The following is a 22,142-nucleotide window of genomic DNA, read 5'->3' on the forward strand; positions in this document are numbered from 1 at the left end:
GGGCAAGCCGGGGTGATTCGGTATTGGGGTTTTTATGATGTCGGACGTTCAGGCCTTGCCCTTCTTGGTGGATTTATATCTAAGTGTTTGATAAATAAATCATGTTGGCAAGTAAGATCATTCGCCAATGTCGCCGCCTCTGTCACCGTGTCGACAGAGTAGTGGGGCTGGCTGCAATCCCCGCCACCCTGCCAGGGCGTGGCGTCAGGGCCGGCCTGGGCCCTGGTGCTGCTCCTGCGGCTCAGGGGTTGAGCATTTGCAGGCGCTCCACCGTGCCTACATCGACCCAGTGGCCGTCATAGCGGCTGGCGCTGCAGCGGCCCGCCTGCATCGCCGCACGCAGTTGCTGCACCAGCGGCATCTTCGTGCCCTGCGGATTGCCGGCTGGAATATCGCAGTAGGGCGCGCGGAACAAGTCCTTTTTAAGCAGCGCGACCGAGCAGTAGGTCAGGCGCGGGCGCGGGTCGTCCGCAGCCGGGTTCTCGGCCCGGCCTTCGGCCGTCAGTACAAAGTCTCCCCGGGGGTGGTGCGGTGCATTGGGCACGAGCCACAGATGGGCCAGGTCGCCGCTGTCGGCAAAGCGCTGGCGCAGGGCCTCATCAAAGGGAAAGCCGGGAATGAAGACATCGCCCGAGACCAGCCAGAACGCATCGTCGAGCGCCGGCAGTGCGCGGCTGATGGCGCCGCTGGTCTCGATGCCGCCGCCGAAATCCAGGTCCTCGCGGGAATAGACAATCTGCAACTGCTCGCCGCCCAGCTGGGCCAGCGCAGGCGCAGCCGGCCAGGCGTCGGCTACCTGCTGGCCCAGCCAGCCGGTATTGATGAGCAGGCGCTGGACGCCGGCGCGGGCCAGTTGCTCCATGCTGTGCTGCATCAGCGGCTTGCCTTGCACGGGAAGCAGTGGCTTGGGGGTGTGGTCCGTCAGGGGCCGCATGCGCTCGCCACGGCCAGCGGCCAGCACCATCGCCCGGGCGCGAAAATCAGAAGGAAGTGACATGGTTGATCAAAGCGATAGAGCAGGGCATCCCGCCGGCACAAGTGGTGCTCAGCCTTTCCAGGTGAAGGGAAACTTCAGCTGCTTGAAAAAGCCATTGGGCACATAGTCACCGAGCACGCCATAGTTGGTGGGCCAGAGCTTGTCGCTTTTGACGGCGGTGCCAAACAGGTAGTCCAGAAATGCAAAATGCGCGGCGTAGTTCTTGTCGAGTGCCTCGGCATCCTGGCTGTGGTGCCAATGGTGGAAATTGGGCGTGACGATGACATAGCGCAGCGGGCCCAGGCGCACGCTGACGTTGGCGTGGTTGAAGACCGCCTGGAAGCCGACGATGATGATATAGGCATCGATCACTTCCTTGCTAAATCCCAGCACGTAGATCGGAGCGAGCACCAGGGTGCGGGTGATCAGCAGCTCCAGAATGTGCTGGCGCGAGCCGGCCAGCCAGTCCATGCTCTTGACGCTGTGGTGCACCGCGTGGATGCGCCACAGCAACGGCACTTCATGGTAGGCGCGGTGCGTCCAGTACTGCACCAGATCGGCCACCAGGATGATCAGGAACAGCGCGACCCAGAAGTTCAGGTTGGCCACCCAGCCCCGGATGCCGTCATTAGCCGCCCAGCCAAAGAACTGGTGCACCATCAGGTTGGTGGCCAGCAGCACAAAGCCCACCACCATGTGGTTGACCAGAAAGTGGTGGAAATCGGTTTGCCACTCGGGGCGGAAGACGGGCTGGTCCTTGCGCAACGCAAACAGCTTCTCGATAAAGATGAAAATCAGCGCGCTGCCCAGCAGATCGAGGATGAACCAATCCAGACCGATATAGGGCGTATCGGTGGCGAAGCTGCCGACGGGCACCTTGTGGCCACCGAGCAGCGCCGACAGCAGCACCAGGCCAAAGGCGGATGCCGCCAGCCAGCGCACCCGGCCGAGCACCATCAGGGCCACGGACAGGCCGCCTGCGATCACCATGCTCCAAAACAGCAGCTGGCGCATGACATCGACGTTGTAGCTGCGGCGCAGCTCGGGCGTGGTCAGGTACTGCGGAAAATGAAAAGCCAGCACGCCCAAAAAGCACAGGGCGGCCAGGATCAGTGCAATGACGCCGGCCACCATGCCTTTACCAGCACGCAGGGCGCCATGGCTTTCAGACAGTTCGTTGAGTCGCTTAAACATAGCTGCTTATTGACCATTCGCACGCGCTGATTTCCCAACTCTTCAACGCATGGCGGGCGGTCTGTTGTCGTTGTTCCAGGGCGCCACTATGCCATGGCGCAGGTCCAGGGCATGCACAGGAGCGGAGGCACAAATGCAATAGTTTTGTTACATAAAGGGCGAGCCGGCGGCGCAATGCAACAGCCCCCATGGCAGCGGTAACCGCCTGGGGGCTGGTGGAGAGAGGGGCTGCCGGTAAGCAGGCTCTGCCAGAAAGAGGCTTCGGTAAAAGTGTTTCGATGCAGAAAGTATGCGGGTTTGCATCGCAAAAAATATTTTGTTTTTCTGTTATTAACCCATTAATATAGAAAAATATTCCATATTTAACACTCTGGCAGAAAATCATGCTTCTTGACACGCTCGACCGCAAAATTCTGCGCCAGCTGCAACACAACAGCCGCGCCAGCCTGCAGGAGATTGGCCAGGCGGTGGGACTGAGCGCGTCACCGTGCTGGGGCCGCATCAAGAAGATGGAAGAGGCCGGGGTCATCCAGGGCTATTCGGTGCGGCTGTCGCCGCAGGCGCTGGGGCTGGGCGATACGGTGCTGGTGATGGTCACGCTCGACAGCCACAGTGACAACACGCTGGAGAAATTTGGGGAGTTGCTGGCCACCATCCCGGAGGTGGTGGAGGCGCATCTGGTCTCCGGCGAGTACGATTACCTGCTGCGCGTTGTCGTCAAGGACACCCGCGACTATGAGCGCCTGCTGCGCGAGAAGCTCTACAAGATCAAAGGCATACGCCACAGCCAGTCGAGCTTTGTGCTGCGCACCCTCAAGCATGCGGATTTGCCGCTGGGTGTGTAGCAAGCCCCCGGCACGCCCATCCCCACAGGCATAAAAAAGCCAACTTCAAGAAGTTGGCTTTTTACCGGGCGCGGAGCCTTGCGCTGGCGCGCAAGCGGGCAGCGCGGCAAGCGGCTGCCAGAGCCTGGGGCTTATTTCGTCAGGATCAGCTTGCCGAGCTTGGTGGTCTGCAGACGGTAGATGGCGCCGTTGTGAACGATGGACACCGCTTTGGCGCCTTGCAGCAGCGTACTGCTTTCCAGCGCGGCCGATGGCGTGGCATGGCCTTGGGACGCACTGGCACTCTTGCTGGCGGCGGCGAGCGGGGTGGCGGGTCGGGCGATGGTTTGCATGGCGGTGCTCACAGGGATAAAACTGAAGCAAATGATAACGATTCGTATTCGTGAAGTCCAGTGTTAATTTGAAATTTGCCGTGGTAAAAGGCAAAAAACCACGGCACAGATGCACTGTGCCGTGGTTGCGCGCCCTGGTGTGTGCGGAGCCGGAGCCGCAGCGGGGCTCAGGTGGGCTGTACGCCGGCATCGGCGAGCAGCTTTTTCCAGATCGGCAGCTCCCGCTTCCAATCGGCCTGAAAGCGTGCGGGGCTGTCGTCGGTGAAGGGCACAAAGCCCGCCACCAACACCCGGGCATTCACCTCGCGGGTCAGCAGCGCCTTGCGTACCTCGGCACCCAGCTGCTCGACGACAGCGGCAGGGGTGCCACCCGTGGCCGCTATGCCGAGCCAGCCAGAGATCGTGAATGCATCTTCCCGGTGGCCCTGCTCGGCGAAGGTGGGCACGTCGGGCAGCGCGGGCACGCGGTTGGGCCCGGTAAAGCTGATCGCGCGCAACTTGCCGCTGTCGATATGCTGCTTGAGTGAGAGGATGCTGCCAATACCCATCATCAACTGGCCACCGACGAGGTCCTGCACCATCGGCGCCTCGCCCTTGTAGGCGATGTGGCTCATGTCGGCCTGGGTCAGGTTGCTCAGACTGGCCAGCACCAGATGGCCTTGCGAGCCAATGCCATAACTGCCATATGAGAGCTTGCCTTTGTTGGCGCTGATATAGGCCATCAGCTCCTGCAGATTGCGCACCGGAATCTGGGCATTGGTCACCAGCACAATGGGTGCCCAGCAGATGCGCATGACGGGCACCAGGTCCTTTTGCGGATCATAGGAGAGCTTTTTGAACATGAACTGGTTCGACAGCATGGTGCTGGTCGTGCCCAGTGTGAGCGTATGGCCATCGGCCGCTGCCTTGGCGACCGCATCGCAGGCGAGCAAACCCGCGGCGCCTGGGCGGTTGTCCACGATGGCCGGCTGTCCCAGCTGCTGGCCGAGCCGGTCGCTGACGCTGCGCGCCAGCACATCGGTGGCACCCCCCGGCGCAAAGGGAACGACCACGCGCAGGGCCTTGGTCGGGAAGGCCGCCTTGTCGCTGGCCGCATGGGCGACGGAGGCCAGCGGCAGTCCGCTGGCAGCGGCGCTGGCGACGGCCAGGCGCAGCATGTGGCGCCGGCGCAAAGACGCGGGAAATGTCGGGTTGCGGGACGTCTGCATCAATCGGTGTCTCCTCACTATGGATAGTTGGGGGAGGCGCTGGTGATGGTCGGTTTGCCCGCCGCTGCTTCGGCCAGTACAGGTCGCCACGGCGCTTGTCCTGCGGTCCAGTTTAGGCAGGGCCGGCAGCGTTGTCGCGTCGCTGAGGTGTCACTGCGGGTAAACCGGGAGCGGCGCCGGGCCGGCGTTCGGGCAGCAAAAAGGGCTCCTGCCGGAGCCCTTGGGGGGAGGGGAAGGGCGCTGTTTATTCGCCCACCTGGTCGGTGATGAAACCGATCTTCTTGAGGTTGCTGCGCTGGGCCGCAGCCATGGCCTGGGCCACCTTCTCGTACTTCACATCGCGCGCGCCGCGGATGTGCAGTTCAGGCTGGGGCTCCTTGCTGGCCTCGGTCTGCATGTTGGCTTCCAGCTCGGCGTCGGTCACGGCCTTGCCATTCCAGTTGTAGCTGCCGTCGGGCAGGATGGCCAGCTGGATGGTGTCCGGCTTGGCATCTTCGGGCGTGTTGACGGCGCGCGGCAGGTCGATGTTGACCGAGTGCTTCATCACCGGCACGGTGATGATGAAGATGATGAGCAGCACCAGCATGACGTCGACCAGCGGCGTCATGTTGATCTCATTCATGACCTCATCGGCATCGTCTTGCGTTCCAAAAGCCATGATCAGGCACCTTTCTTCAGCGGCGTGACGACGGCACCGGGCTTGCTGGCATCGACGTTCAGGCGCGTGCCGGTGACGAAGAAGGCATGCAGGTCATGGGCGAAGCTGTTGAGGCGGTTGAGCACCGACTTGTTGCCACGCACCAGCGCGTTGTAACCCAGCACGGCGGGAATCGCAACGGCCAGGCCCAGTGCGGTCATGATCAGTGCCTCGCCGATGGGGCCGGCGACCTTGTCGATCGAAGACTGGCCCGACATGCCGATGGCGACCAGTGCATGGTAGATGCCCCAGACGGTGCCGAACAGACCGATGAACGGAGCGGTGGAGCCCACCGATGCGAGCACGGCCAGACCCGACTGGGCGCGGGCCGTGAACTCATCGATGCCATTGCGCAGGCAGCGTGTGATCCAGTCGCTGACATCCAGCGAGTCATGCAGGTGCTCGGCAGTTTTGCGGTGGTGGGCGGTGGCTTCGCGGCCTTCGATAGCCAGCTGGCGGAAGGGGTTGTCACCTTGCTCGCCAAGCTTGCTCAGGCCGGCAGCGAAGTCCGCGCTGTGCCAGAAATCCTGGGCATTGCGGGCGTACTTCTTGAAACGCATGATATCGAGCGCCTTGATGACGATCACGATCCAGGAGGCGAGAGACATGGCCACCAGAATGACTGCGACCGTCTTGGTCACGAAATCTCCCTGAGCCCAGACGTGGGCGATGCCGAATTGCGAGTCCATAACTGATCCTATTTCCGTACGATTTAATTGAGTTCCCACTTGATGGGCACGTTGACCCACATGGGCCGGGGAGTTCCGTTGGAGGTGCCTGCCTTGAAGCGCCATTTGCGCACCGTATCGAGCGCGGCCTGGTCAAGACGGTCATACCCGCTGGACTGCTTGAGCTGCAGCTCCTGGGGCTTGCCTTCTTCATCAATGTAGGCGCGAACGATCGTGGTCCCCGTCTCGCCCATGCGGCGGCTGATGGCCGGGTACTGCGGGGCGGGATTGTTCAGGTAGGCGGCGTTGCTCGACGGCAGCTGTATCACCGGTGGAGGTGGGGGCGCTGGCGGTGCGGGCGGAGCCGGGGGAGGCGAGGGCGGAGCGGGTGGCGGCGCCTCGATGGGCGGTGCCGGTGGCTGGGCCTCCGTCGTGCCGGTCACTGCATTGGGCGCAGGCGTCGGATCCTTGATCGCCTGTGGCTTGGGTGCAGGTTTGGGCACGGGCTTGGGCGTGGGTTTTGGCGGTGGTGCCGGCGCCGGGGGCGGCGGCTTGGGTGTCGGAGGAGGCGGCGGCGCAACCACGGGCATGGGCTCGGGCGCAATCAGCTGCACCATGACCGGCTCGGGCTTGGGCATCTCGATGGCCGCACTCTTGAGCAGGCCCGCCTGCAAGGCCCAAAGACCTGCGACGTGCGCTGCCAGCACCGAACCCGTAACCACGATATTGCGCCCCAGTTTGTTGGCGGGGCTGTAAGGGTCTGGTGAAAGCATAAGGGCAATAAAAAATGCTGCAGCCTGGAGCCGCAGCACGGCATATCAATGCGTTGGTGGCTTATTTCCGAAAGACCCACCAGAGAGAGGCGGCAACCAGAATCAGGCTACCGAAGACAGCGGCGAAGAGTTCCATGCTTTGCTTTCCAGGATGGGGGTGGCAAGCTGGACCGGGTGCACTGCAGCTTCATTGCGCAGAGCTGCAACCGGACGCGACGCGCTGCACTGTTCGACCACATCGCGGGCACAACCTTCGCAGCAGCCGCATTGCAGTCCAACACCCAGTTCGAACTGGATCTCATCGAAAGACATCCCCGCATGCGCGTGGCGAGCGATCTCTTTGTCCGAGACTCTGCGGCATACACAAACGATCATGGTCAGATGAACAGCGTGGTGGCTGGCTAGTGAATAATTGAAGGGAATTATAAATAAGAATTTGTCGCATTCGCAATAATCTCCTGACCGCAATAGGGGTGCTGTGTGCGGCAGCCCGCTGATAGCCTATGGTTTTTTGCTCCATTGAACGAATTTATTGTTATAGATCAATGTTCTGAGGGCCGGGTGAAAACTGTTCAGTCAGAAAGGTCTGGTGACAAATCGGCAGCAGCGCCGTTCTTTAACCTGGGTCTTGGGGCATGGCGCCGCCAGATGGTGAGCTCCAGACGCGTGACGGAGCCGCGAATGCGATGGGCGGGGCGGTGTTTGCCGCGCCGTGGTCTGCGCGGACGGGCCAGTGCCGCTCGGGCCGATACCTGAACGCCAGGGACGCTGCGATGGACTCCTGTGCGATGCCTGCGGACAGACGTAAAAAAACCAGCATGGGAGATGCTGGTTCTTCGTGCGGCGCCAAGAGCGGCGCTGCAAAATACCGGGCTGGCTTACTTGACGTGCTTGCCGATCAGACCCGCCATCTCGAACATCGACACCTGGGGCTTGCCGAACACTTTCTTGAGCTTGTCATCGGCGTTGATCATGCGCTTGTTGGCAGCGTCTTGCAGGTTGTGGGCCTTGATGTAGACCCACAGCTTGCTGATGATCTCGGTGCGTGGCAGCGGAGCGGTGCCCACCACAGCGCCCAGTTCGGCGCTAGGGGTCAGAGGCTTCATGAAAGCTGCGTTCGGGGTGCGCTTCTTTGCAGGCGCTGCGGTCTTGGATGCGGTTGCCATGTTTTGGTTTCCTTGTGTCAATATCTCTATGCCAGCCAGAGCTGTGCTCCGCTGGTTACAGCCATGCTAACGGCAAAAAATCGGCTTTCCAAGGGAGAGGCGCATTTTTTTGCCTCGAAATGTTGCTTGTTTTAGCTTTGCTAACCTTTGTTGATGGATCAAAGCTATCAGCAAGCAGCGTAGCGCGTTGATTCTTGTCAGTTTGGAGCTTGCGCCCCTCGACGCATGGTACTGGCTCGCGGGGCGGTGTCAATCCGGGTCGCGTTGCAAAACTGTCTGCCCTCTGCCACGCTGGGGCAGGGGCAAGGTCGCCAGGGCCAGACTGGAGACGGCAATCGCAAAGGCCAGCATCTGCAGGCCGTTGAGGGTTTCGCCCAGGAAGACCACGCCCACCAGTGCGGTGGACAGCGGCAGCATCACGGTGAACACGGCACTTTGCGATGCGGGGACCACCTGAAGGCCCGTCATCCACAACCAGACGGTGACCATGCAGGCCGCCAGCGCGTAGCCCACCAGCAGCAGCCACGTGGCCACCGGTACCTGCGCAAAGTCGAAATGCCAGGCCAGGTACAGCCCGAAAGGCAGGGTGAGCACAAAGCCCCACAGGTTGATCAGTGCCGCAATCCGCTTGGGACTCAGGCTGCTGGTCAGTTTTTTACCGATGACGGCATAGATCGCTTCGCACAGCACCGCGCCCACGAGCAGCAACTGGCCCAGCCCATGCCTGACGGGATCTGCCGATGCCGCCGCGCCAGGGTGCGCGCTGGCCTCCGGTTTGGCAAAAGCCAGCAGCACAATGCCCAGCACCGCCAGGCTGATCGCGATCATCACCCGCAGGCTGATGCGCTCCTTGAGCACCAGCCAACTCAGCAGCGCAATGGCTGCGGGGATCGTGGCCATCGTCACGCTGGCGGTGACGGCGCTGGTCAACGACACACCCGTGATCATGCACAGCGTGAAGAGAAAGTTGCCAAAAAAGGACTCCAGAAACAGCAGGCCCTTGGCTCTCGCGGGCAACGGAGGCTCTGCCGCTGGCCGCCTGATCCACCCGAGCATCGCCACCCCGCCGATGCCAAAACGCAGCCAGGCCAGCAGCAAGACAGGAAAGGTGGCTGCCAGGGGCTTGGACAACGCCACGTAGGCACCCACCAGCGACATGCTGAGTGCCAAATAGAAAAAAGCGAGGGGTTTGCTATGGATGCGCATGGGAGCAAGGCGATGAAACGGTGAGCCGGTCACTCGGCCCCCCGCGCAAGAAAGCTGTCACATCCGCTTTGCACAATGGGCCTGCTGCATCATGCCGCAATTGGCCCCTGGTTGGCGAAGAGCGGGCCGACACGGTGTCCATGCTCTCTGTGAAAATGAATTCTCATATTGTGAAATATGCGATTATTGCAGTGCATCAATATTTCTCAATATGAGAAATGTCTTTTCTTAATGCGGAATGTATAAGAAAGAACATTGATTCTAAATAATAAAAAATTAGTCTTATATAAGACATAAGACAAAAAAATTCGCTGGCACGGGCGTACAGTTAAAGCCATGGACAGACGGTATCTGTCCACCGGTTTTCGATCCGTTAGTTCATCCAACTTGACCAGAGGAGTTCCCCATGTCCCAGAAACTGAACCAGCAACTCAGCCGCGAACAGCAAATTGCCGCCCTTGAACTGGATTGGGCGCAAAACCCCCGCTGGAAGGGCGTCAAGCGCGGTTACTCGGCCGCTGATGTGGTGCGTCTGCGTGGCAGCGTGCAGCCGGAGTACACCCTGGCACAGCGCGGTGCCCAGGTGCTGTGGGACAAGATCAATGGGGGGGCCAAGAAGGGCTATGTGAATGCCTTCGGCGCGATCACCGCCGGCCAGGCCATGCAGCAGGCCAAGGCAGGTCTGGAAGCGGTCTACCTGTCGGGCTGGCAGGTGGCTGCCGACGGCAACACGTCCGAGACCATGTATCCCGACCAATCGCTCTACGCCTACGACTCGGTGCCGACCATGGTGCGCCGCATCAACAACACCTTCAAGCGCGCTGACGAAATCCAGTGGGCCAAGGGTGTGAATCCCGGCGACAAGGAATTCATCGACTACTTCCTGCCGATCGTGGCCGATGCAGAAGCGGGCTTTGGCGGCGTGCTCAATGCCTTCGAGCTGATGAAGAACATGATTGCCTCGGGCGCCGCCGGCGTGCACTTCGAGGACCAGCTGGCAGCCGTCAAGAAGTGCGGACACATGGGCGGCAAGGTGCTGGTGCCCACCCATGAAGCCTGCGAGAAGCTGATTGCCGCGCGCTTTGCAGCTGACGTGATGGGCGTGCCCACCATCGTGCTGGCCCGCACCGACGCCGAAGCGGCCAACCTGATCACCAGCGACCACGATGCCAATGACAAGCCCTTCCTGGTGGGCGAGCGCACGCAGGAAGGCTTCTACCGCGTCAAGAACGGTCTGGAGCAGGCGATCAGCCGTGGCGTGGCCTATGCCCCCTATGCCGACCTGGTGTGGTGCGAGACCGGCACGCCGGACCTGGGCTTTGCCCGTGAGTTCGCCCAGGCGGTGCATGCCGCCAGCCCTGGCAAGCTGCTGAGCTACAACTGCTCGCCGTCCTTCAACTGGAAGAAGAACCTTGACGATGCCACGATTGCCAAGTTCCAGGACGAGCTGGCAGCGCTGGGCTACAAGTACCAGTTCATCACCTTGGCCGGCATCCACAGCAACTGGTACAACACCTTCAAGTTTGCCCACGCCTATGCCCGTGGCGAAGGCATGAAGCACTATGTGGAGATGATCCAGGAGCCCGAATTCGCTGCCCGTGAGCAAGGCTATACCTTTGTGTCGCACCAGCAGGAAGTGGGCGCAGGCTACTTCGACGATGTGACCACGGTGATCCAGGGCGGCTCGTCCAGCGTCAAGGCGCTGACCGGCTCGACCGAAGAAGAGCAGTTCCACTGAGCTTCGACCTGGCCGCCCCTGCAGGCGCAACGGCCTGCAGGGGCGGCGGCAGATGCAACGAGGCGGCTCCAACGGAGCCGCCTTTTCCTAGGCTTTTCATCAGGCGCAAGGCGCTGCGCCGCCGCGCTGCCAGATAATGCCTGCCTGCGCATTTGCCCAGCTCCCCGATTTCCGCCATGTCCCACCCCACCTCTGCCGACTCCAAGATCTCCATCATCCATTGGCCCGCCAAGACCCTGGTCAATCCCGTCATCGGCAAGCCCAGCCGCCCGATCAGCGGCACTACCGAATACCAGACGATGAACGTATTTGAGGGCCTGGGCGGCAAGGTGAGCTCGGGCACCTGGCAGTCCAGCGCCGGCCACTTCAGCTCCAATGTGCAGGGCTACATCGAGTTTTGCTTCATTGTCGAAGGCGACTGCCGCCTGGTCGACCCTGATGGCACCGTGCACCGCTTTGGCGTGGGCGACCATTTCATCATGCCCGAGGGCTGGACCGGCCACTGGGAGGTGGATCACTTTGTGAAGAAGGTCTACCTGGTGGCCGAGGCCTGAGCGCCGTTCTTCCCCCGAGCATTCAGACGGTAAAAAACCGCTGTGGCCTTGGCAGGCGCACAGCGGTTTTGCTGATGGGAAGTACTCCGCCGGTGGAATTACTTCTTGTCGTTGCCCAGCTGCGGCAGCGCGTGGCTGCCGCTGGCGGTCAGCAGGCCGGTCTGGGTGTAGATGGCCAGCTTGTCGCGGGTGTCCATCAGGTCCAGATTGCGCATGGTCAGCTGGCCAATGCGGTCGGCAGGGCTGAATGGCGCATCCTCGACCTTTTCCATCGACAGGCGCTCGGGCTTGTAGGTCAGGTTGGCGGATTCGGTGTTCAGCAGCGAGTAGTCATTGCCACGGCGCAGCTCCAGGGTCACCGTGCCGGTGATGGCGCGGGCTACCCAGCGCTGGGCGGTTTCGCGCAGCATGATGGCCTGTGGATCGAACCAGCGGCCCTGGTACAGCAGACGGCCCAGGCGCAGACCGTTGATGCGGTACTGCTCGATGGTGTCTTCGTTGTGGATGCCGGTCACCAGGCGCTCATAGGCGATGTGCAGCAGTGCCATGCCGGGGGCTTCGTAGATGCCGCGGCTCTTGGCTTCGATGATGCGGTTCTCGATCTGGTCGCTCATGCCCAGGCCGTGGCGGCCGCCGATGCGGTTGGCCTCCAGGAAGAAAGCCACAGGGTCTTCGATGCGCTGGCCGTTCAGGGCCACAGGGCGGCCTTCTTCGAAGGTGACGGAGACTTCCTCGGCCTTGACTTCAACTTCGGGCTTCCAGAACGCCACGCCCATGATGGGGTTGACGATGCGGATGCCGCTGTTCAAGAACTCCAGGTCCTTGGCTTCATGGGTGGCGCCCAGCATGTTGGAGTCGGTCGAGTAGGCCTTCTCCGCGCTCATCTTGTAGCCAAAACCTTCCTTGGTCATGAAGGCCGACATCTCGGCGCGACCGCCCAGCTCGTCAATGAAGGTCTGGTCCAGCCAGGGCTTGTAGATCTTCAGCGCGGGGTTGGTGAGCAGGCCGTAGCGGTAGAAACGCTCGATGTCATTGCCCTTGAAGGTCGAGCCATCGCCCCAGATGTTGACGTCGTCTTCCTTCATCGCGGCCACCAGCATGGTGCCGGTCACGGCACGGCCCAGCGGCGTGGTGTTGAAGTAGGTGATGCCACCGGTGGAGATGTGGAAGGCGCCGGCCTGGATGGCGGCGATACCTTCGTTGGCCAGCTGACTGCGGCAGTCGATCAGGCGGGCCTTCTCGGCACCGTATTCCATGGCCTTGCGCGGGATTTCGTCGTAATCGGACTCATCGGGCTGGCCCAGGTTGGCCGTGTAGGCATAGGGCAGGGCGCCCTTGTTCTTCATCCAACGCAGCGCTGCGCTGGTGTCGAGGCCGCCGGAGAAGGCGATGCCGACCTTCTGGCCGACGGGAACATGTTGCAGGATGGTTTCCATGGTGTGGCTTTTCTCTAAAAACAGGCGCTGCTGCGGTGCTGTCCGGGTGTGGGCTGGTTCAGCGGTCAGCCCGGCCAGCGCCGTGCAGTGGGAGGCATGCGCTCGGTAGCACTGCGCCGGCCCCCAAAAATCAGGCGTAGTGGCAGATGTAGTGGTAGGCCTCGGCCACGCGGATGTCGAACTTGCTGTTGGCCGGAACGCTGAACTTCTCGCCAGGGCCGGACTTTTGCCATGCGTCGCTGCCGTCGAGCTTGTACTCGCAGGCGCCGGCCACACACTCCATGATCTCGGCGGCGGCCGTGCCAAAGGTCAAGGTGGCTGCAAGCACCACACCGACCGATTGCTTGGTGCCATCGGCCAGCTGGTAGCTGTGGCTGACGCACTTGCCATCAAAATAAACATTGGCCTTGGTGGAGAGGCGTACGCCGTCGATGCTCTCAGTGATCATGGAAGACAACAGGTAAATGGAGGAAAACCGCCATTGTAGGCGAGGCCTTTGCCCGTCTCTGGAACATGGTGGGGCAGTTGAGCGGCATGGCAGGCATAAAAAAAGCAGCAGGGCGTCTGCGCTGCTGCTGGTTGTCATGCCAGGATGCGTGGCATGGGGAGGCGCTGGCGCTCCGATTTAACGCCAGTGGCCGCGATGGCCGCCCCAGTAGCCGCCCACGCCAATCTGCACCGACGGCTGCAGCATGACGGGCGGCGGCGCATAGTACACAGGCGCCGGCGCGACATAGACAGGAGGCGGCGCCACATACACCGGCTGCTGGTAGACCGGCTGGCTGCTGACGACGACGCCGCGCTCGGGCACCGTGTTGGCATAGTCCTGGGGTGGGTTGTCGTGGGCTGCAGCGGCCGGCTGCACGCTCAGCGGCAGCCATTCCCCGGGGGCGGTGGCCGTGCGGGTGCTGTAGCGGCGGCCTGCATATTCATACTCCACGTTGTAGCCATCGGGCTGGTTCTGCGTGGTGTACTGGTTGGCGCATTGCCGTACCGTTTGGTAGCTGGGCGTGCCGCCTTCGAGCTGGTTGCCAATGGCCGAGCCGGCGATCACGCCCGCGCCGGTGGCCGCAGCGCGGCCAAAACCATGGCCAATGCCATTGCCCAGCAGGCCGCCAACGACGGCGCCGGTGATGGCGCCAACGCCGGAGGTGCGTTGGCCCGCATACACCTGCTGGTCATTGCAGACGGTTTGCGGCGTATTGACCTGGCGGTAGGCTGGCGTGACCGACAGCACGCGGCCATAAGGCTGCTCGCCCGCAGGCAGCGGTGGCTGTGCGCCAGGCGCTTGCTGGGGCAAGAAGGGATCAGGCGAAGGCGCGTAATTTTGGGCCCAGACCGAGGGGCTGGCTGCCGCCATGGTGGACAGGGCAGCCAGCACAAGCAGGCGGGCCGAGAGCAGATGTGGCATGAATGCCTCCAAAAAAGCAATAAGTAGCTGGGTGCTCAACGCGCGAGTGCCAGGACTCGGCGACACGCTTTACACCACATGCACAAATATCTAAGACTGCGCCGCAGGCATTTAGTTCAGCATGCGCAGATGCTGCCCCTGCCGTGTATCTGAGCCATGTCGCAGCGTAAAGCGCCCGTCAACGCGGCCACAGTCCCCATCTGCATCCGCTACGCGATCTTGCCGCTCCAGACCGCCTCATCAAAGCCCACGGTGACGGAGCCATCACCCCATTCCACCACGGGGCGCTTGATGACGCTGGGATTGGCAATCATCAGCGCACTGGCACTTTCGGCATCCGCCACGGCCTGCTGCACCGCAGGATCCAGCTTGCGCCAGGTGGTGCCTTGGCGGTTGACCAATTTTTCCCAGCTGGCCTTCGCGATCCAGTCGGGCAAATGGCTGGCCGGTACGCCGGCTTTCTTGAAATCGTGGAACTGGTACGCAACGCCGTGCGCATCGAGCCAGGTGCGGGCTTTTTTGACGGTGCTGCAGTTGGGAATGCCGTAGACGGCGATGGTGTGGTTACTCATGGGCAACAATGATGACACAGCCGCAATTACGCGACAATCTGGTCCCATGCAAACCCGTTTCGATACCTTGGACCAGTGGCTGAGCCACTGCGAGCAGATTCATCCTAAAACCATTGACATGGGGCTGACCCGCGTCAAGGCGGTGGCCGAGCGCCTGGCGCTGCGCTTTGCCTGCCCGGTGATCACGGTGGCGGGCACCAACGGCAAGGGGTCGACCTGCGCCATGCTGGAAGCGGTGGCGCTGGAGGCCGGCTACCGCCCTGGCGTGTTCACCTCGCCGCACCTGGTGCATTTCGAAGAGCGCTGCCGTGTGCATGGCGAGATTGTCTCGGCGGCCGATCTGCTGCCGCATTTCGAGGCGGTCGAAGCGGCCCGCCTGCAGGCGCCCGAGATCTCGCTGAGCTATTTCGAGTTCACCACCTTGGCGATCCTGCGCCTGCTGAGCCAGGCCAGGCTGGATGTGGCGATTCTGGAGGTCGGCCTGGGCGGCCGGCTCGACGCCACCAATATGATCGACACGGACTGCGCGATCATCACCAGCATCGATCTGGACCATATGGACCTGCTGGGCCCTGACCGCGAATCGATTGGCCGCGAAAAAGCCGGCATCATGCGCCCGGGCAAACCGGCCATCGTCAGCGACCCGGTGCCGCCGCAAAGCGTGATCGACTATGCGCAAAGCATTGGCGCAGACCTGTGGCGCTTTGGCCGCGATTTCAACTATGAAGGCGACAAGCAGCAGTGGAGCTGGGCAGGACGGGGCCGCCGCTATGCCGGCATGGCCTACCCGGCGCTGCGCGGGGCCAACCAGCTGGTCAATGCCTCCGGCGTGTTGGCCGCCTATGAGGCGCTGCGCCAGGTGCTGCCGGTCACCGCACAGGCGGTGCGCAATGGCCTGGCGATGGTCGAGCTGCCCGGCCGCTTCCAGATCGTGCCCGGCCAGCCGGCCCTGGTGCTGGATGTGGCGCACAATCCGCATGCGATCGCTGCGCTGACCGCCAACCTCGATGCCATGGGCTACTTCCCCACCACCCATGCCGTCTTTGGCGCGATGCATGACAAGGACCTGACGCCGATGCTGCGCAAGGTTGGCCCCCTGGTGGACCGCTGGTATTTCTGCGACCTGCCCACCGACCGCGCCGAGAAGGCGGTGGATCTGCAGTCCAAATGGAATGCGGTGCACCTGCTGTCGGATCAGCGCCGCGAAGTGGCTACAGCTTGTTACCCTGACCCGATGGCCGCATTCCAGGCGGCTGTCGAAGCGGCGGGGCCCGCTGATAGAATCGTCGTTTTCGGCTCGTTCTACACGGTAGGCGGGGTGTTGAAGGATGGGGTGCCACGGCTCGATGCCAAGCACCTGAACTGATGGCGGCCCCAGGTGGGGCGCTCCGCAGCCGCATTTTTCAAGCTCGACCTCCAATCGTCCATGGCAATTTTCAATCTTCGATGGCCCGGTAAAAAGCAACAGGAAGCGGAGAGCCCGCGCGTCATTCGTGCGCCGCGCAGCAATCCTGCCGAAAGCGTGGAGGCCATGCGCCGCCGCGCGCGCCATCGCCTGATCGGTGCCACGGTGCTGGTGCTGGCGGCCATCATCGGTTTTCCGATGCTGTTTGACACGCAGCCACGCCCTGTGCCGGTCAATGCCTCGATTGAGATTCCGGACCGCGAGCGTGTCGCTGCGCTGGCTGTGCCGCCCGCGTCGAACGCTGCAGCGCCGCATGGCAGCCATTCGGGCAATGACAATGGCCTGGATGCGGGCGAGGAAATCGTTGGTGCGAGAAGCAATGCGGCCAGCCAGGCCGCCACGGCTCCGGCAGCAGCAGCGGCCACCGCTGCTGCCAGCAAGCCCGCCGACAAACCCGCCGACAAGCCGGCGGCGGCTGCCAAACCCGAGCCTGCAGCCAAGCCAGAGCCCAAGCCAGAGCCCAAGCCGGCTCCCAAACCCGAACCCAAGCCTGAGCCCAAACCTGAGGCCAAGCCCAAGGAAGAGCCCAAGCCCAAGCCGGCAGAACCCGCCAAGCCCAAGCGTGATGATGAGGCCGACCGGGTGCGTGCGATGATGGAGGGCCGAACCGCCAGCGCGCCTGCAGCAGCACCAGCGGCTGCGCCCGCAGCCAAGCCGGCAGCAGCCACCAGCCGCTACGCGATCCAGGTGGGCGCGTTTGCCGAAGAGAGCAAGGCCGCCGAGGTGCGTGCCAAGCTGCAGATGGCCGGCGTGCCCGCGTTTACCCAGTCGGTGAAGACGGCATCGGGCACCCGCATCCGTGTGCGCGTGGGTCCTTTCAACAGCAAGGAAGAGGCCGACAGTGCCGCAGCCAAGGTGCGTGCCCAGGGCCTGCCAGCTGCGCTGCTGCCGCTGTAAGGCTGGCGCTGCTGGCCTCTGCGTTCCGTTGTGACACTTTTCTACCGCGCCTGGCCATCGCCCAGCACCCTTTGCCGGGTGCCGGCCTTGGCCGCCGCGCCCGGGTCCTTGTGGACGGAGCATTGACATGTCGGCACTGGACTGGGTGTTTGTCTTGATTCTGGTGGGATCGGTGCTGATCGGCGCCTTGCGTGGGCTGGTGTTCGAGGTGCTGTCGCTGATCAGCTGGGTGCTGGCGTTTTTTGCCGCACGGCTGTGGGGCGCACAGGTTGGCATGTGGTTGCCGATGCAGGAGATGGACGAGGGCGTGCGCATAGCCGCAGGTCTTGTGATCGTCTTTGTTGCCGCCATCTTCAGCTTGGGTCTGGTGATCCGCATCATCGGCAAGCTGGTTCAGATAGTGGGTTTGCGGCCCTTTGACCGCACGCTGGGCGCGCTTTTCGGTGCCTTGCGTGGGGTGTTACTACTTGTGTTGATCGCTCTGGTTTTCATGCTGACATCAATGCGGGAATCGCAAATCTGGAACACTTCAGTCTTCGCACCGCATCTGGTGTCGGCGGTGTCAGTGTTGCGGCCATGGATGCCGCAGGAAATGGGAAGACATTGGTCTTCACTGGTGGACCAGCTCACCGAGGCTGGTGCACGCATCGCGGCTGAGCCGCGTTAACGTTTTTGGAACGCTCAATATGTGTGGAATCGTCGGAGTCGTCAGTAGCACGCCGGTCAATCAATTGATCTATGACGCGCTGTTGCTGCTGCAACACCGTGGACAGGATGCAGCAGGCATTGCAACCCAGCAGGGACGCAAGTTCTTCATGCACAAGGCCAAAGGCATGGTCAAGGATGTGTTCCGTACCCGCAATATGCGGGCATTGCCGGGCAATGTCGGCCTGGGCCAGGTGCGCTACCCCACCGCAGGCAATGCCTACAGCGAAGAGGAAGCCCAGCCTTTCTACGTCAATGCACCGTTTGGCATCGTGCTGGTGCACAACGGCAATCTGACCAATGCGGTGCAGCTGCGCAAGGAGCTGTTCTCCACCGACCACCGCCACACCAATACCGAGAGCGATTCGGAAGTGTTGCTCAACGTGTTCGCCCATGAGCTCGAGCGCGCCACCCATGGCATCCCGCTGCAAAAGCAGGATGTGTTCAACGCCATCCGTGCGGTGCACAAGCGTGTGCAGGGCTCCTATGCCGTGATCGCACTGATTGCCGGTCACGGCGTGGTGGCTTTCCGCGATCCGAATGGCATCCGCCCGCTGTGCATTGGCCGTGGCGCCGATGGCACGGTCATGGTGGCCAGCGAATCGGTGGCGCTGGAAGGCACGATGCAGCAGCTGGACCGTGATATTGCGCCGGGCGAAGCCGTGTTCATCGGCGACGACGGCTCGCTGACTTTTGAGCAGTGCGCCGAAAACCCCAGCCTGCACCCCTGCATCTTCGAGTTTGTTTACCTGGCCCGCCCGGATTCGGTGCTCGATGGCATGTCGGTCTACCAGGCACGTCTGAACCTGGGTGAGACGCTGGCCAAGCGCGTGATCTCGATGGTGCCGCCCAACGAAATCGATGCGGTGATCCCGATTCCTGAATCGAGCCGCCCCAGCGCCATGCAGCTGGCCCAGCTGCTGGGCAAGCCCTACCGCGAAGGCTTCGTCAAGAACCGCTATGTGGGCCGTACCTTCATCATGCCGGGCCAGGGTGCGCGCAAGAAATCGGTGCGCCAGAAGCTCAATGCCATCGGCAGCGAGTTCCAGGGCCGCAATGTGCTGCTGGTCGATGACTCCATCGTGCGTGGTACGACCTCCAAGGAAATCGTGCAGATGGCGCGCGACGCTGGTGCCAACAAGGTTTATCTGGCCAGCGCTGCGCCACCGGTGCGCTTCCCGAACGTCTACGGCATCGACATGCCTACCGCCAAGGAGCTGGTGGCCCATGACCGCAGCCTCGAAGAGATCCGCCAGTACATCGGCTGCGATGCGCTGATCTACCAGGACGTCGATGGCATGAAGAACGCCGTGGGCAAGCTCAATACCGGCGTGCATGGCTTCGAGGCTTCGTGTTTCGATGGCATCTATGTGACCGGCATCACGCCTGAAGGCATCTCGCAGGTCAATGAAGGCCGTGTCACCACCGAAGAGGACGATCTCGATACCTCGCGTCTGTCGCTGCGCAATGCCGATGTGACCGATGCGGCTTGATGGCGGTCTGCGCACTGCTAGGGAAGAAGAATGACTGAAAAGAAATTGCCGCCAGGCCTGCACCCTGATACCTTGGCGGTCCGTGAGGCGATCGAGCGCAGCCAGTGGGGCGAACACAGTGAAGCCCTGTACCTGGCCAGCAGCTTTGTGCAACCCAATGCCGAGACGGCCGCGCGCCGCTTTGCCGCGCTCGAAGAAGGCTACACCTACACCCGCACCGGCAACCCGACGGTGACCAGCTTTGAGCGCCGCCTGGCGGCGATGGAAGGTACCGAGTGTGCGATCGCCACCTCGACCGGCATGTCCGCCATCTTGCTGGTGGCCCTGACCGTGCTGAAGACGGGCGACCATGTGATCTGCTCGCAGTCCATGTTCGGATCGACGATCAAGCTGCTGGGTACCGAGATGGCCCGCTTTGGCGTGGAGACCAGCTTTGTGCCGCAAACCGATGTGCAGGCCTGGAAGGCGGCGATCCGGCCCAATACGCGCATGCTGTTTGCCGAGACGCCGACCAATCCGCTGACCGACCTGTGCGACATCGCCGCGCTGGCTGAGATCGCCCATGCGCATGGCGCATTGCTCGCGGTGGACAACAGCTTTGCCACGCCCGTGCTGCAGCAACCGGCCAAGCTCGGCGCTGATCTGGTGGTGCATTCGGGCACCAAGTTCCTCGATGGCCAGGGCCGCGTGATGGCAGGCGCCGTCTGCGGCACTGTCGCGCTGGTCGACAAGGTCATGGGCACCTTCCTGCGCAGCGGTGGACTGAACCTTTCTCCGTTCAACGCCTGGGTGGTAATGAAGGGGCTGGAGACCCTGGCCCTGCGGGTGAGGGCGGAAAGCGCCGCAGCGCTGGAGCTGGCACGCTGGCTGGAGTCGCATCCCAAGGTTGCCCGGGTGTACTACCCTGGCTTGGAAAGCCACCCGCAGCATGCGCTGGCGATGCGCCAGCAAAACGGCATGGGCGGGGCGGTACTGGCCTTTGACGTGGTGGGTGAGGGTGCGGAGCAGCTGCGCGCCCAAGCCTTCCATGTGATCGACAGCACCTTGCTGTGCTCGATCACGGCCAACCTGGGTGATGTGAAGACCACGATCACCCATCCGGCCAGCACCTCGCATGGCCGCCTGACCGAAGAGCAGCGCCAGGCCGCTGGCGTGGGCCAGGGCCTGATCCGCATTTCCGTTGGCCTGGAACACCTGGATGATTTGAAAGCCGACCTGTTGCGCGGCCTGGATACCCTGACATGAGCACCAAAGTACGTACCCGTTTTGCCCCATCGCCGACCGGCTTTATCCACCTGGGCAACATCCGCTCGGCCCTCTACCCCTGGGCCTTCGCACGCGCCAACCAGGGTGATTTCATCCTGCGCATCGAAGACACCGACCTGGAGCGTTCCAACCAGGCGTCCGTCGATGTGATTCTGGAAGGCATGGCCTGGCTGCAGCTGGACCCCAACGAGGGCCCGTTCTACCAGATGCAGCGCATGGACCGCTACAAGGAAGTGCTGGCCACCCTGCAAGAGAAGGGCGCCGTCTACCCTTGCTACATGAGCATGGAAGAGCTGGACGCGCTGCGTGAAAAGCAGATGGCCAACAAGGAAAAGCCCCGCTATGACGGCACCTGGCGCCCCGAAGAGGGCAAGGTGCTGCCGCCGGTACCCGAAGGCGTCAAGCCGGTGCTGCGCTTCAAGACGCCGCTGACTGGCCTGGTCGCCTGGGAAGACAAGTGCAAGGGCCGCATCGAGTTCCAGAACTCGGAGCTGGATGACCTGGTGATCGCCCGTCCCGATGGCACGCCGACCTATAACTTCTGCGTCTGCGTCGATGACATGGATATGGCCATCACCCACGTGATCCGGGGTGACGACCATGTCAACAACACGCCCCGCCAGATCCACATCTTCGAAGCGCTGGGCGCCGATGTGCCGGTGTTTGCCCACCTGCCCACCGTGCTCAATGAGCAAGGCGAGAAGATGAGCAAGCGCAATGGCGCCAAGGCCGTCACCCAGTACCGCGACGAAGGCTACCTGGCCGATGCCATGGTGAACTACCTGGCACGCCTGGGCTGGAGCCACGGCGATGACGAAATCTTCTCGCGCCAGCAGTTCCTGGAGTGGTTCAACCTCGACCACCTGGGCCGCAGCGCGGGCCAGTTCGACGAGGCCAAGCTGCGCTGGGTCAATGCCCAGCACATGAAGCTGACGCCCGATGACGAGCTGGCAGCCATGCTGACCCCGTTCCTGAAGAACCTGGGCCTGGACAGCATCACCGTCGGTGATGGCCGCCTGCCACGCATCTGTGCATTGTTCAAAGACCGCTGCGACACCCTGGTGGATCTGGCGCAATGGGCCCAAGTGTTCTACAAGGACGTGCAGCCCAGCGCGGAAGACCTGGCTGCCCATGTGACGCCCGAGATCATTCCGGTGATCGACGAGCTGCTGCAGGTGCTGCAGGCAGGTGATTGGAGCAAGGAAGCGATCAGCGCTGGCTTCAAGCAGGTGCTCAAGACACACGGCATGAAGATGCCCCAACTGGCGATGCCGGTGCGTGTTTTGGCGGTGGGTACCGCCCATACGCCGTCGGTGGACGCAGTGCTTGCATTACTCGGTCGTGAAAAAATTATCGAAAGACTGCAAAAGCGCTGAAATACGCCCTATAATTCGAGTCTTCGGTGAGCAGCAACAAGTAATTGTAAAACTTGCCGATACGGGGGTATAGCTCAGCTGGGAGAGCGCTTGCATGGCATGCAAGAGGTCATCGGTTCGATCCCGTTTACCTCCACCAAAGATTATCGGAAACGAGAAATCGG

Annotated in this window: 23 protein-coding genes and 1 tRNA gene; 10 read left to right on the forward strand and 14 right to left on the reverse strand. The window is 62.2% G+C overall.

All coding sequences use genetic code 11. The annotated features are described in order from the left end of the window. Positions 1-241 precede the first annotated feature (241 nt). Entirely contained in the window at positions 242-997 is a 756-nt protein-coding gene (locus MJ205_RS06195) for a nucleotidyltransferase family protein (RefSeq protein WP_239811663.1), read from the reverse strand. Positions 998-1,045: 48 nt separating this feature from the next. Next, entirely contained in the window at positions 1,046-2,170 is a 1,125-nt protein-coding gene (locus MJ205_RS06200) for a sterol desaturase family protein (RefSeq protein WP_239811664.1), read from the reverse strand. A 383-nt stretch (positions 2,171-2,553) separates the two neighbouring features. On the opposite strand from MJ205_RS06200, the gene MJ205_RS06205 reads away from it, so the two are divergent. Further along, positions 2,554-3,015 carry an Lrp/AsnC family transcriptional regulator gene (locus MJ205_RS06205; RefSeq protein WP_043341700.1) on the forward strand — a complete coding sequence of 154 codons (462 nt, stop codon included), beginning with the start codon at positions 2,554-2,556 and terminating at the stop codon, positions 3,013-3,015. A 131-nt stretch (positions 3,016-3,146) separates the two neighbouring features. Here the strand turns inward: MJ205_RS06205 and hemP are convergent, their stop codons facing one another. From hemP to MJ205_RS06245, 8 genes are all read right to left on the reverse strand, one after another. Beyond that, positions 3,147-3,347 (reverse strand): hemin uptake protein HemP, encoded by a 201-nt coding sequence (gene hemP, locus MJ205_RS06210; protein WP_239811665.1) that lies wholly within the window; start codon positions 3,345-3,347, stop codon positions 3,147-3,149. Between the two features lie 167 nt (positions 3,348-3,514). Continuing rightward, positions 3,515-4,555, reverse strand: a complete 1,041-nt coding sequence (locus MJ205_RS06215) for a Bug family tripartite tricarboxylate transporter substrate binding protein (protein WP_239811666.1) — start codon at positions 4,553-4,555, stop codon at positions 3,515-3,517. 244 nt (positions 4,556-4,799) lie between these two features. Further along, positions 4,800-5,213 carry an ExbD/TolR family protein gene (locus MJ205_RS06220; protein ID WP_239811667.1) on the reverse strand — a complete coding sequence of 138 codons (414 nt, stop codon included), beginning with the start codon at positions 5,211-5,213 and terminating at the stop codon, positions 4,800-4,802. A gap of 2 nt (positions 5,214-5,215) precedes the next feature. Continuing rightward, on the reverse strand, positions 5,216-5,941 hold the full coding sequence (locus tag MJ205_RS06225; protein WP_239811668.1) for a MotA/TolQ/ExbB proton channel family protein: 726 nt from the start codon (positions 5,939-5,941) through the stop codon (positions 5,216-5,218). A 23-nt stretch (positions 5,942-5,964) separates the two neighbouring features. Beyond that, entirely contained in the window at positions 5,965-6,693 is a 729-nt protein-coding gene (locus MJ205_RS06230; protein WP_239811669.1) for an energy transducer TonB, read from the reverse strand. 102 nt (positions 6,694-6,795) lie between these two features. Then, positions 6,796-7,068 (reverse strand): (2Fe-2S)-binding protein, encoded by a 273-nt coding sequence (locus MJ205_RS06235; RefSeq protein ID WP_239811670.1) that lies wholly within the window; start codon positions 7,066-7,068, stop codon positions 6,796-6,798. Positions 7,069-7,571: 503 nt separating this feature from the next. Then, a complete protein-coding gene (locus MJ205_RS06240) occupies positions 7,572-7,859 on the reverse strand; it encodes an SWIB/MDM2 domain-containing protein (RefSeq protein WP_133855525.1) in 288 nt (95 codons plus the stop codon). A 249-nt stretch (positions 7,860-8,108) separates the two neighbouring features. Beyond that, positions 8,109-9,065 carry a DMT family transporter gene (locus tag MJ205_RS06245; protein WP_239811671.1) on the reverse strand — a complete coding sequence of 319 codons (957 nt, stop codon included), beginning with the start codon at positions 9,063-9,065 and terminating at the stop codon, positions 8,109-8,111. A 406-nt stretch (positions 9,066-9,471) separates the two neighbouring features. Here MJ205_RS06245 and aceA point away from each other — a divergent pair, with 406 nt between their 5' ends. Together aceA and MJ205_RS06255 are read left to right on the forward strand one after the other, a co-directional pair. Further along, on the forward strand, positions 9,472-10,803 hold the full coding sequence (gene aceA, locus MJ205_RS06250) for an isocitrate lyase (RefSeq protein WP_116924135.1): 1,332 nt from the start codon (positions 9,472-9,474) through the stop codon (positions 10,801-10,803). A 176-nt stretch (positions 10,804-10,979) separates the two neighbouring features. Beyond that, positions 10,980-11,357 carry a cupin domain-containing protein gene (locus tag MJ205_RS06255; RefSeq protein WP_239811672.1) on the forward strand — a complete coding sequence of 126 codons (378 nt, stop codon included), beginning with the start codon at positions 10,980-10,982 and terminating at the stop codon, positions 11,355-11,357. A 98-nt stretch (positions 11,358-11,455) separates the two neighbouring features. Here the strand turns inward: MJ205_RS06255 and argG are convergent, their stop codons facing one another. The 4 genes from argG to MJ205_RS06275 form a co-directional block, all read right to left on the reverse strand. Then, a complete protein-coding gene (argG, locus tag MJ205_RS06260; RefSeq protein ID WP_239811673.1) occupies positions 11,456-12,793 on the reverse strand; it encodes an argininosuccinate synthase in 1,338 nt (445 codons plus the stop codon). Positions 12,794-12,923: 130 nt separating this feature from the next. Further along, positions 12,924-13,241, reverse strand: coding sequence for a pyrimidine/purine nucleoside phosphorylase (gene ppnP, locus MJ205_RS06265; RefSeq protein ID WP_239811674.1), 318 nt, complete (start codon positions 13,239-13,241; stop codon positions 12,924-12,926). Between the two features lie 177 nt (positions 13,242-13,418). After that, complete coding sequence (locus tag MJ205_RS06270) at positions 13,419-14,204, reverse strand: glycine zipper 2TM domain-containing protein (RefSeq protein WP_239811675.1); 786 nt, start codon at positions 14,202-14,204, stop codon at positions 13,419-13,421. A 209-nt stretch (positions 14,205-14,413) separates the two neighbouring features. Next, a complete protein-coding gene (locus MJ205_RS06275) occupies positions 14,414-14,776 on the reverse strand; it encodes an ArsC family reductase (RefSeq protein ID WP_239811676.1) in 363 nt (120 codons plus the stop codon). A 46-nt stretch (positions 14,777-14,822) separates the two neighbouring features. Here MJ205_RS06275 and folC point away from each other — a divergent pair, with 46 nt between their 5' ends. The 7 genes from folC to MJ205_RS06310 all read left to right on the forward strand — a co-directional run bounded on the left by folC (position 14,823) and on the right by MJ205_RS06310 (position 22,117). Further along, positions 14,823-16,142 (forward strand): bifunctional tetrahydrofolate synthase/dihydrofolate synthase, encoded by a 1,320-nt coding sequence (gene folC, locus MJ205_RS06280; RefSeq protein ID WP_239811677.1) that lies wholly within the window; start codon positions 14,823-14,825, stop codon positions 16,140-16,142. Between the two features lie 60 nt (positions 16,143-16,202). Beyond that, positions 16,203-17,138 carry an SPOR domain-containing protein gene (locus MJ205_RS06285; protein WP_239811678.1) on the forward strand — a complete coding sequence of 312 codons (936 nt, stop codon included), beginning with the start codon at positions 16,203-16,205 and terminating at the stop codon, positions 17,136-17,138. A gap of 127 nt (positions 17,139-17,265) precedes the next feature. Continuing rightward, a complete protein-coding gene (locus MJ205_RS06290) occupies positions 17,266-17,805 on the forward strand; it encodes a CvpA family protein (RefSeq protein WP_239811679.1) in 540 nt (179 codons plus the stop codon). A 19-nt stretch (positions 17,806-17,824) separates the two neighbouring features. Continuing rightward, positions 17,825-19,336, forward strand: a complete 1,512-nt coding sequence (gene purF / locus MJ205_RS06295) for an amidophosphoribosyltransferase (RefSeq protein ID WP_239811680.1) — start codon at positions 17,825-17,827, stop codon at positions 19,334-19,336. 30 nt (positions 19,337-19,366) lie between these two features. After that, positions 19,367-20,581: an O-succinylhomoserine sulfhydrylase gene (locus MJ205_RS06300; RefSeq protein ID WP_239811681.1), complete on the forward strand. Its 1,215-nt coding sequence runs from the start codon at positions 19,367-19,369 to the stop codon at positions 20,579-20,581. After that, positions 20,578-21,978 carry a glutamate--tRNA ligase gene (gltX, locus tag MJ205_RS06305; protein ID WP_239811682.1) on the forward strand — a complete coding sequence of 467 codons (1,401 nt, stop codon included), beginning with the start codon at positions 20,578-20,580 and terminating at the stop codon, positions 21,976-21,978. The genes MJ205_RS06300 and gltX overlap by 4 nt, the downstream gene beginning before the upstream one ends. 63 nt (positions 21,979-22,041) lie before the next feature. Then, positions 22,042-22,117, forward strand: a tRNA-Ala gene (locus MJ205_RS06310). The last annotated feature ends 25 nt before the right edge of the window (positions 22,118-22,142 follow it).

The sequence above is a fragment of the Comamonas sp. B21-038 genome, from assembly GCF_022387135.1.
GTDB lineage: Bacteria > Pseudomonadota > Gammaproteobacteria > Burkholderiales > Burkholderiaceae_C > Comamonas > Comamonas sediminis.

Excerpts from the sequence above, each read along its gene's own strand:
- ppnP (WP_239811674.1), bottom strand. The coding sequence starts at position 13,241 with ATGATCACTGAGAGCATCGACGGCGTACGCCTCTCCACCAAGGCCAAT.
- MJ205_RS06230 (WP_239811669.1), bottom strand. The coding sequence starts at position 6,693 with ATGCTTTCACCAGACCCTTACAGCCCCGCCAACAAACTGGGGCGCAAT.
- MJ205_RS06255 (WP_239811672.1), top strand. The coding sequence starts at position 10,980 with ATGTCCCACCCCACCTCTGCCGACTCCAAGATCTCCATCATCCATTGG.
- MJ205_RS06300 (WP_239811681.1), top strand. The coding sequence starts at position 19,367 with ATGACTGAAAAGAAATTGCCGCCAGGCCTGCACCCTGATACCTTGGCG.
- gltX (WP_239811682.1), top strand. The coding sequence starts at position 20,578 with ATGAGCACCAAAGTACGTACCCGTTTTGCCCCATCGCCGACCGGCTTT.
- argG (WP_239811673.1), bottom strand. The coding sequence starts at position 12,793 with ATGGAAACCATCCTGCAACATGTTCCCGTCGGCCAGAAGGTCGGCATC.
- folC (WP_239811677.1), top strand. The coding sequence starts at position 14,823 with ATGCAAACCCGTTTCGATACCTTGGACCAGTGGCTGAGCCACTGCGAG.
- MJ205_RS06215 (WP_239811666.1), bottom strand. The coding sequence starts at position 4,555 with ATGCAGACGTCCCGCAACCCGACATTTCCCGCGTCTTTGCGCCGGCGC.
- purF (WP_239811680.1), top strand. The coding sequence starts at position 17,825 with ATGTGTGGAATCGTCGGAGTCGTCAGTAGCACGCCGGTCAATCAATTG.
- MJ205_RS06205 (WP_043341700.1), top strand. The coding sequence starts at position 2,554 with ATGCTTCTTGACACGCTCGACCGCAAAATTCTGCGCCAGCTGCAACAC.
- MJ205_RS06285 (WP_239811678.1), top strand. The coding sequence starts at position 16,203 with ATGGCAATTTTCAATCTTCGATGGCCCGGTAAAAAGCAACAGGAAGCG.
- hemP (WP_239811665.1), bottom strand. The coding sequence starts at position 3,347 with ATGCAAACCATCGCCCGACCCGCCACCCCGCTCGCCGCCGCCAGCAAG.
- MJ205_RS06240 (WP_133855525.1), bottom strand. The coding sequence starts at position 7,859 with ATGGCAACCGCATCCAAGACCGCAGCGCCTGCAAAGAAGCGCACCCCG.
- MJ205_RS06275 (WP_239811676.1), bottom strand. The coding sequence starts at position 14,776 with ATGAGTAACCACACCATCGCCGTCTACGGCATTCCCAACTGCAGCACC.
- MJ205_RS06225 (WP_239811668.1), bottom strand. The coding sequence starts at position 5,941 with ATGGACTCGCAATTCGGCATCGCCCACGTCTGGGCTCAGGGAGATTTC.
- MJ205_RS06245 (WP_239811671.1), bottom strand. The coding sequence starts at position 9,065 with ATGCGCATCCATAGCAAACCCCTCGCTTTTTTCTATTTGGCACTCAGC.
- MJ205_RS06235 (WP_239811670.1), bottom strand. The coding sequence starts at position 7,068 with ATGATCGTTTGTGTATGCCGCAGAGTCTCGGACAAAGAGATCGCTCGC.
- aceA (WP_116924135.1), top strand. The coding sequence starts at position 9,472 with ATGTCCCAGAAACTGAACCAGCAACTCAGCCGCGAACAGCAAATTGCC.
- MJ205_RS06270 (WP_239811675.1), bottom strand. The coding sequence starts at position 14,204 with ATGCCACATCTGCTCTCGGCCCGCCTGCTTGTGCTGGCTGCCCTGTCC.
- MJ205_RS06195 (WP_239811663.1), bottom strand. The coding sequence starts at position 997 with ATGTCACTTCCTTCTGATTTTCGCGCCCGGGCGATGGTGCTGGCCGCT.
- MJ205_RS06220 (WP_239811667.1), bottom strand. The coding sequence starts at position 5,213 with ATGGCTTTTGGAACGCAAGACGATGCCGATGAGGTCATGAATGAGATC.
- MJ205_RS06290 (WP_239811679.1), top strand. The coding sequence starts at position 17,266 with ATGTCGGCACTGGACTGGGTGTTTGTCTTGATTCTGGTGGGATCGGTG.
- MJ205_RS06200 (WP_239811664.1), bottom strand. The coding sequence starts at position 2,170 with ATGTTTAAGCGACTCAACGAACTGTCTGAAAGCCATGGCGCCCTGCGT.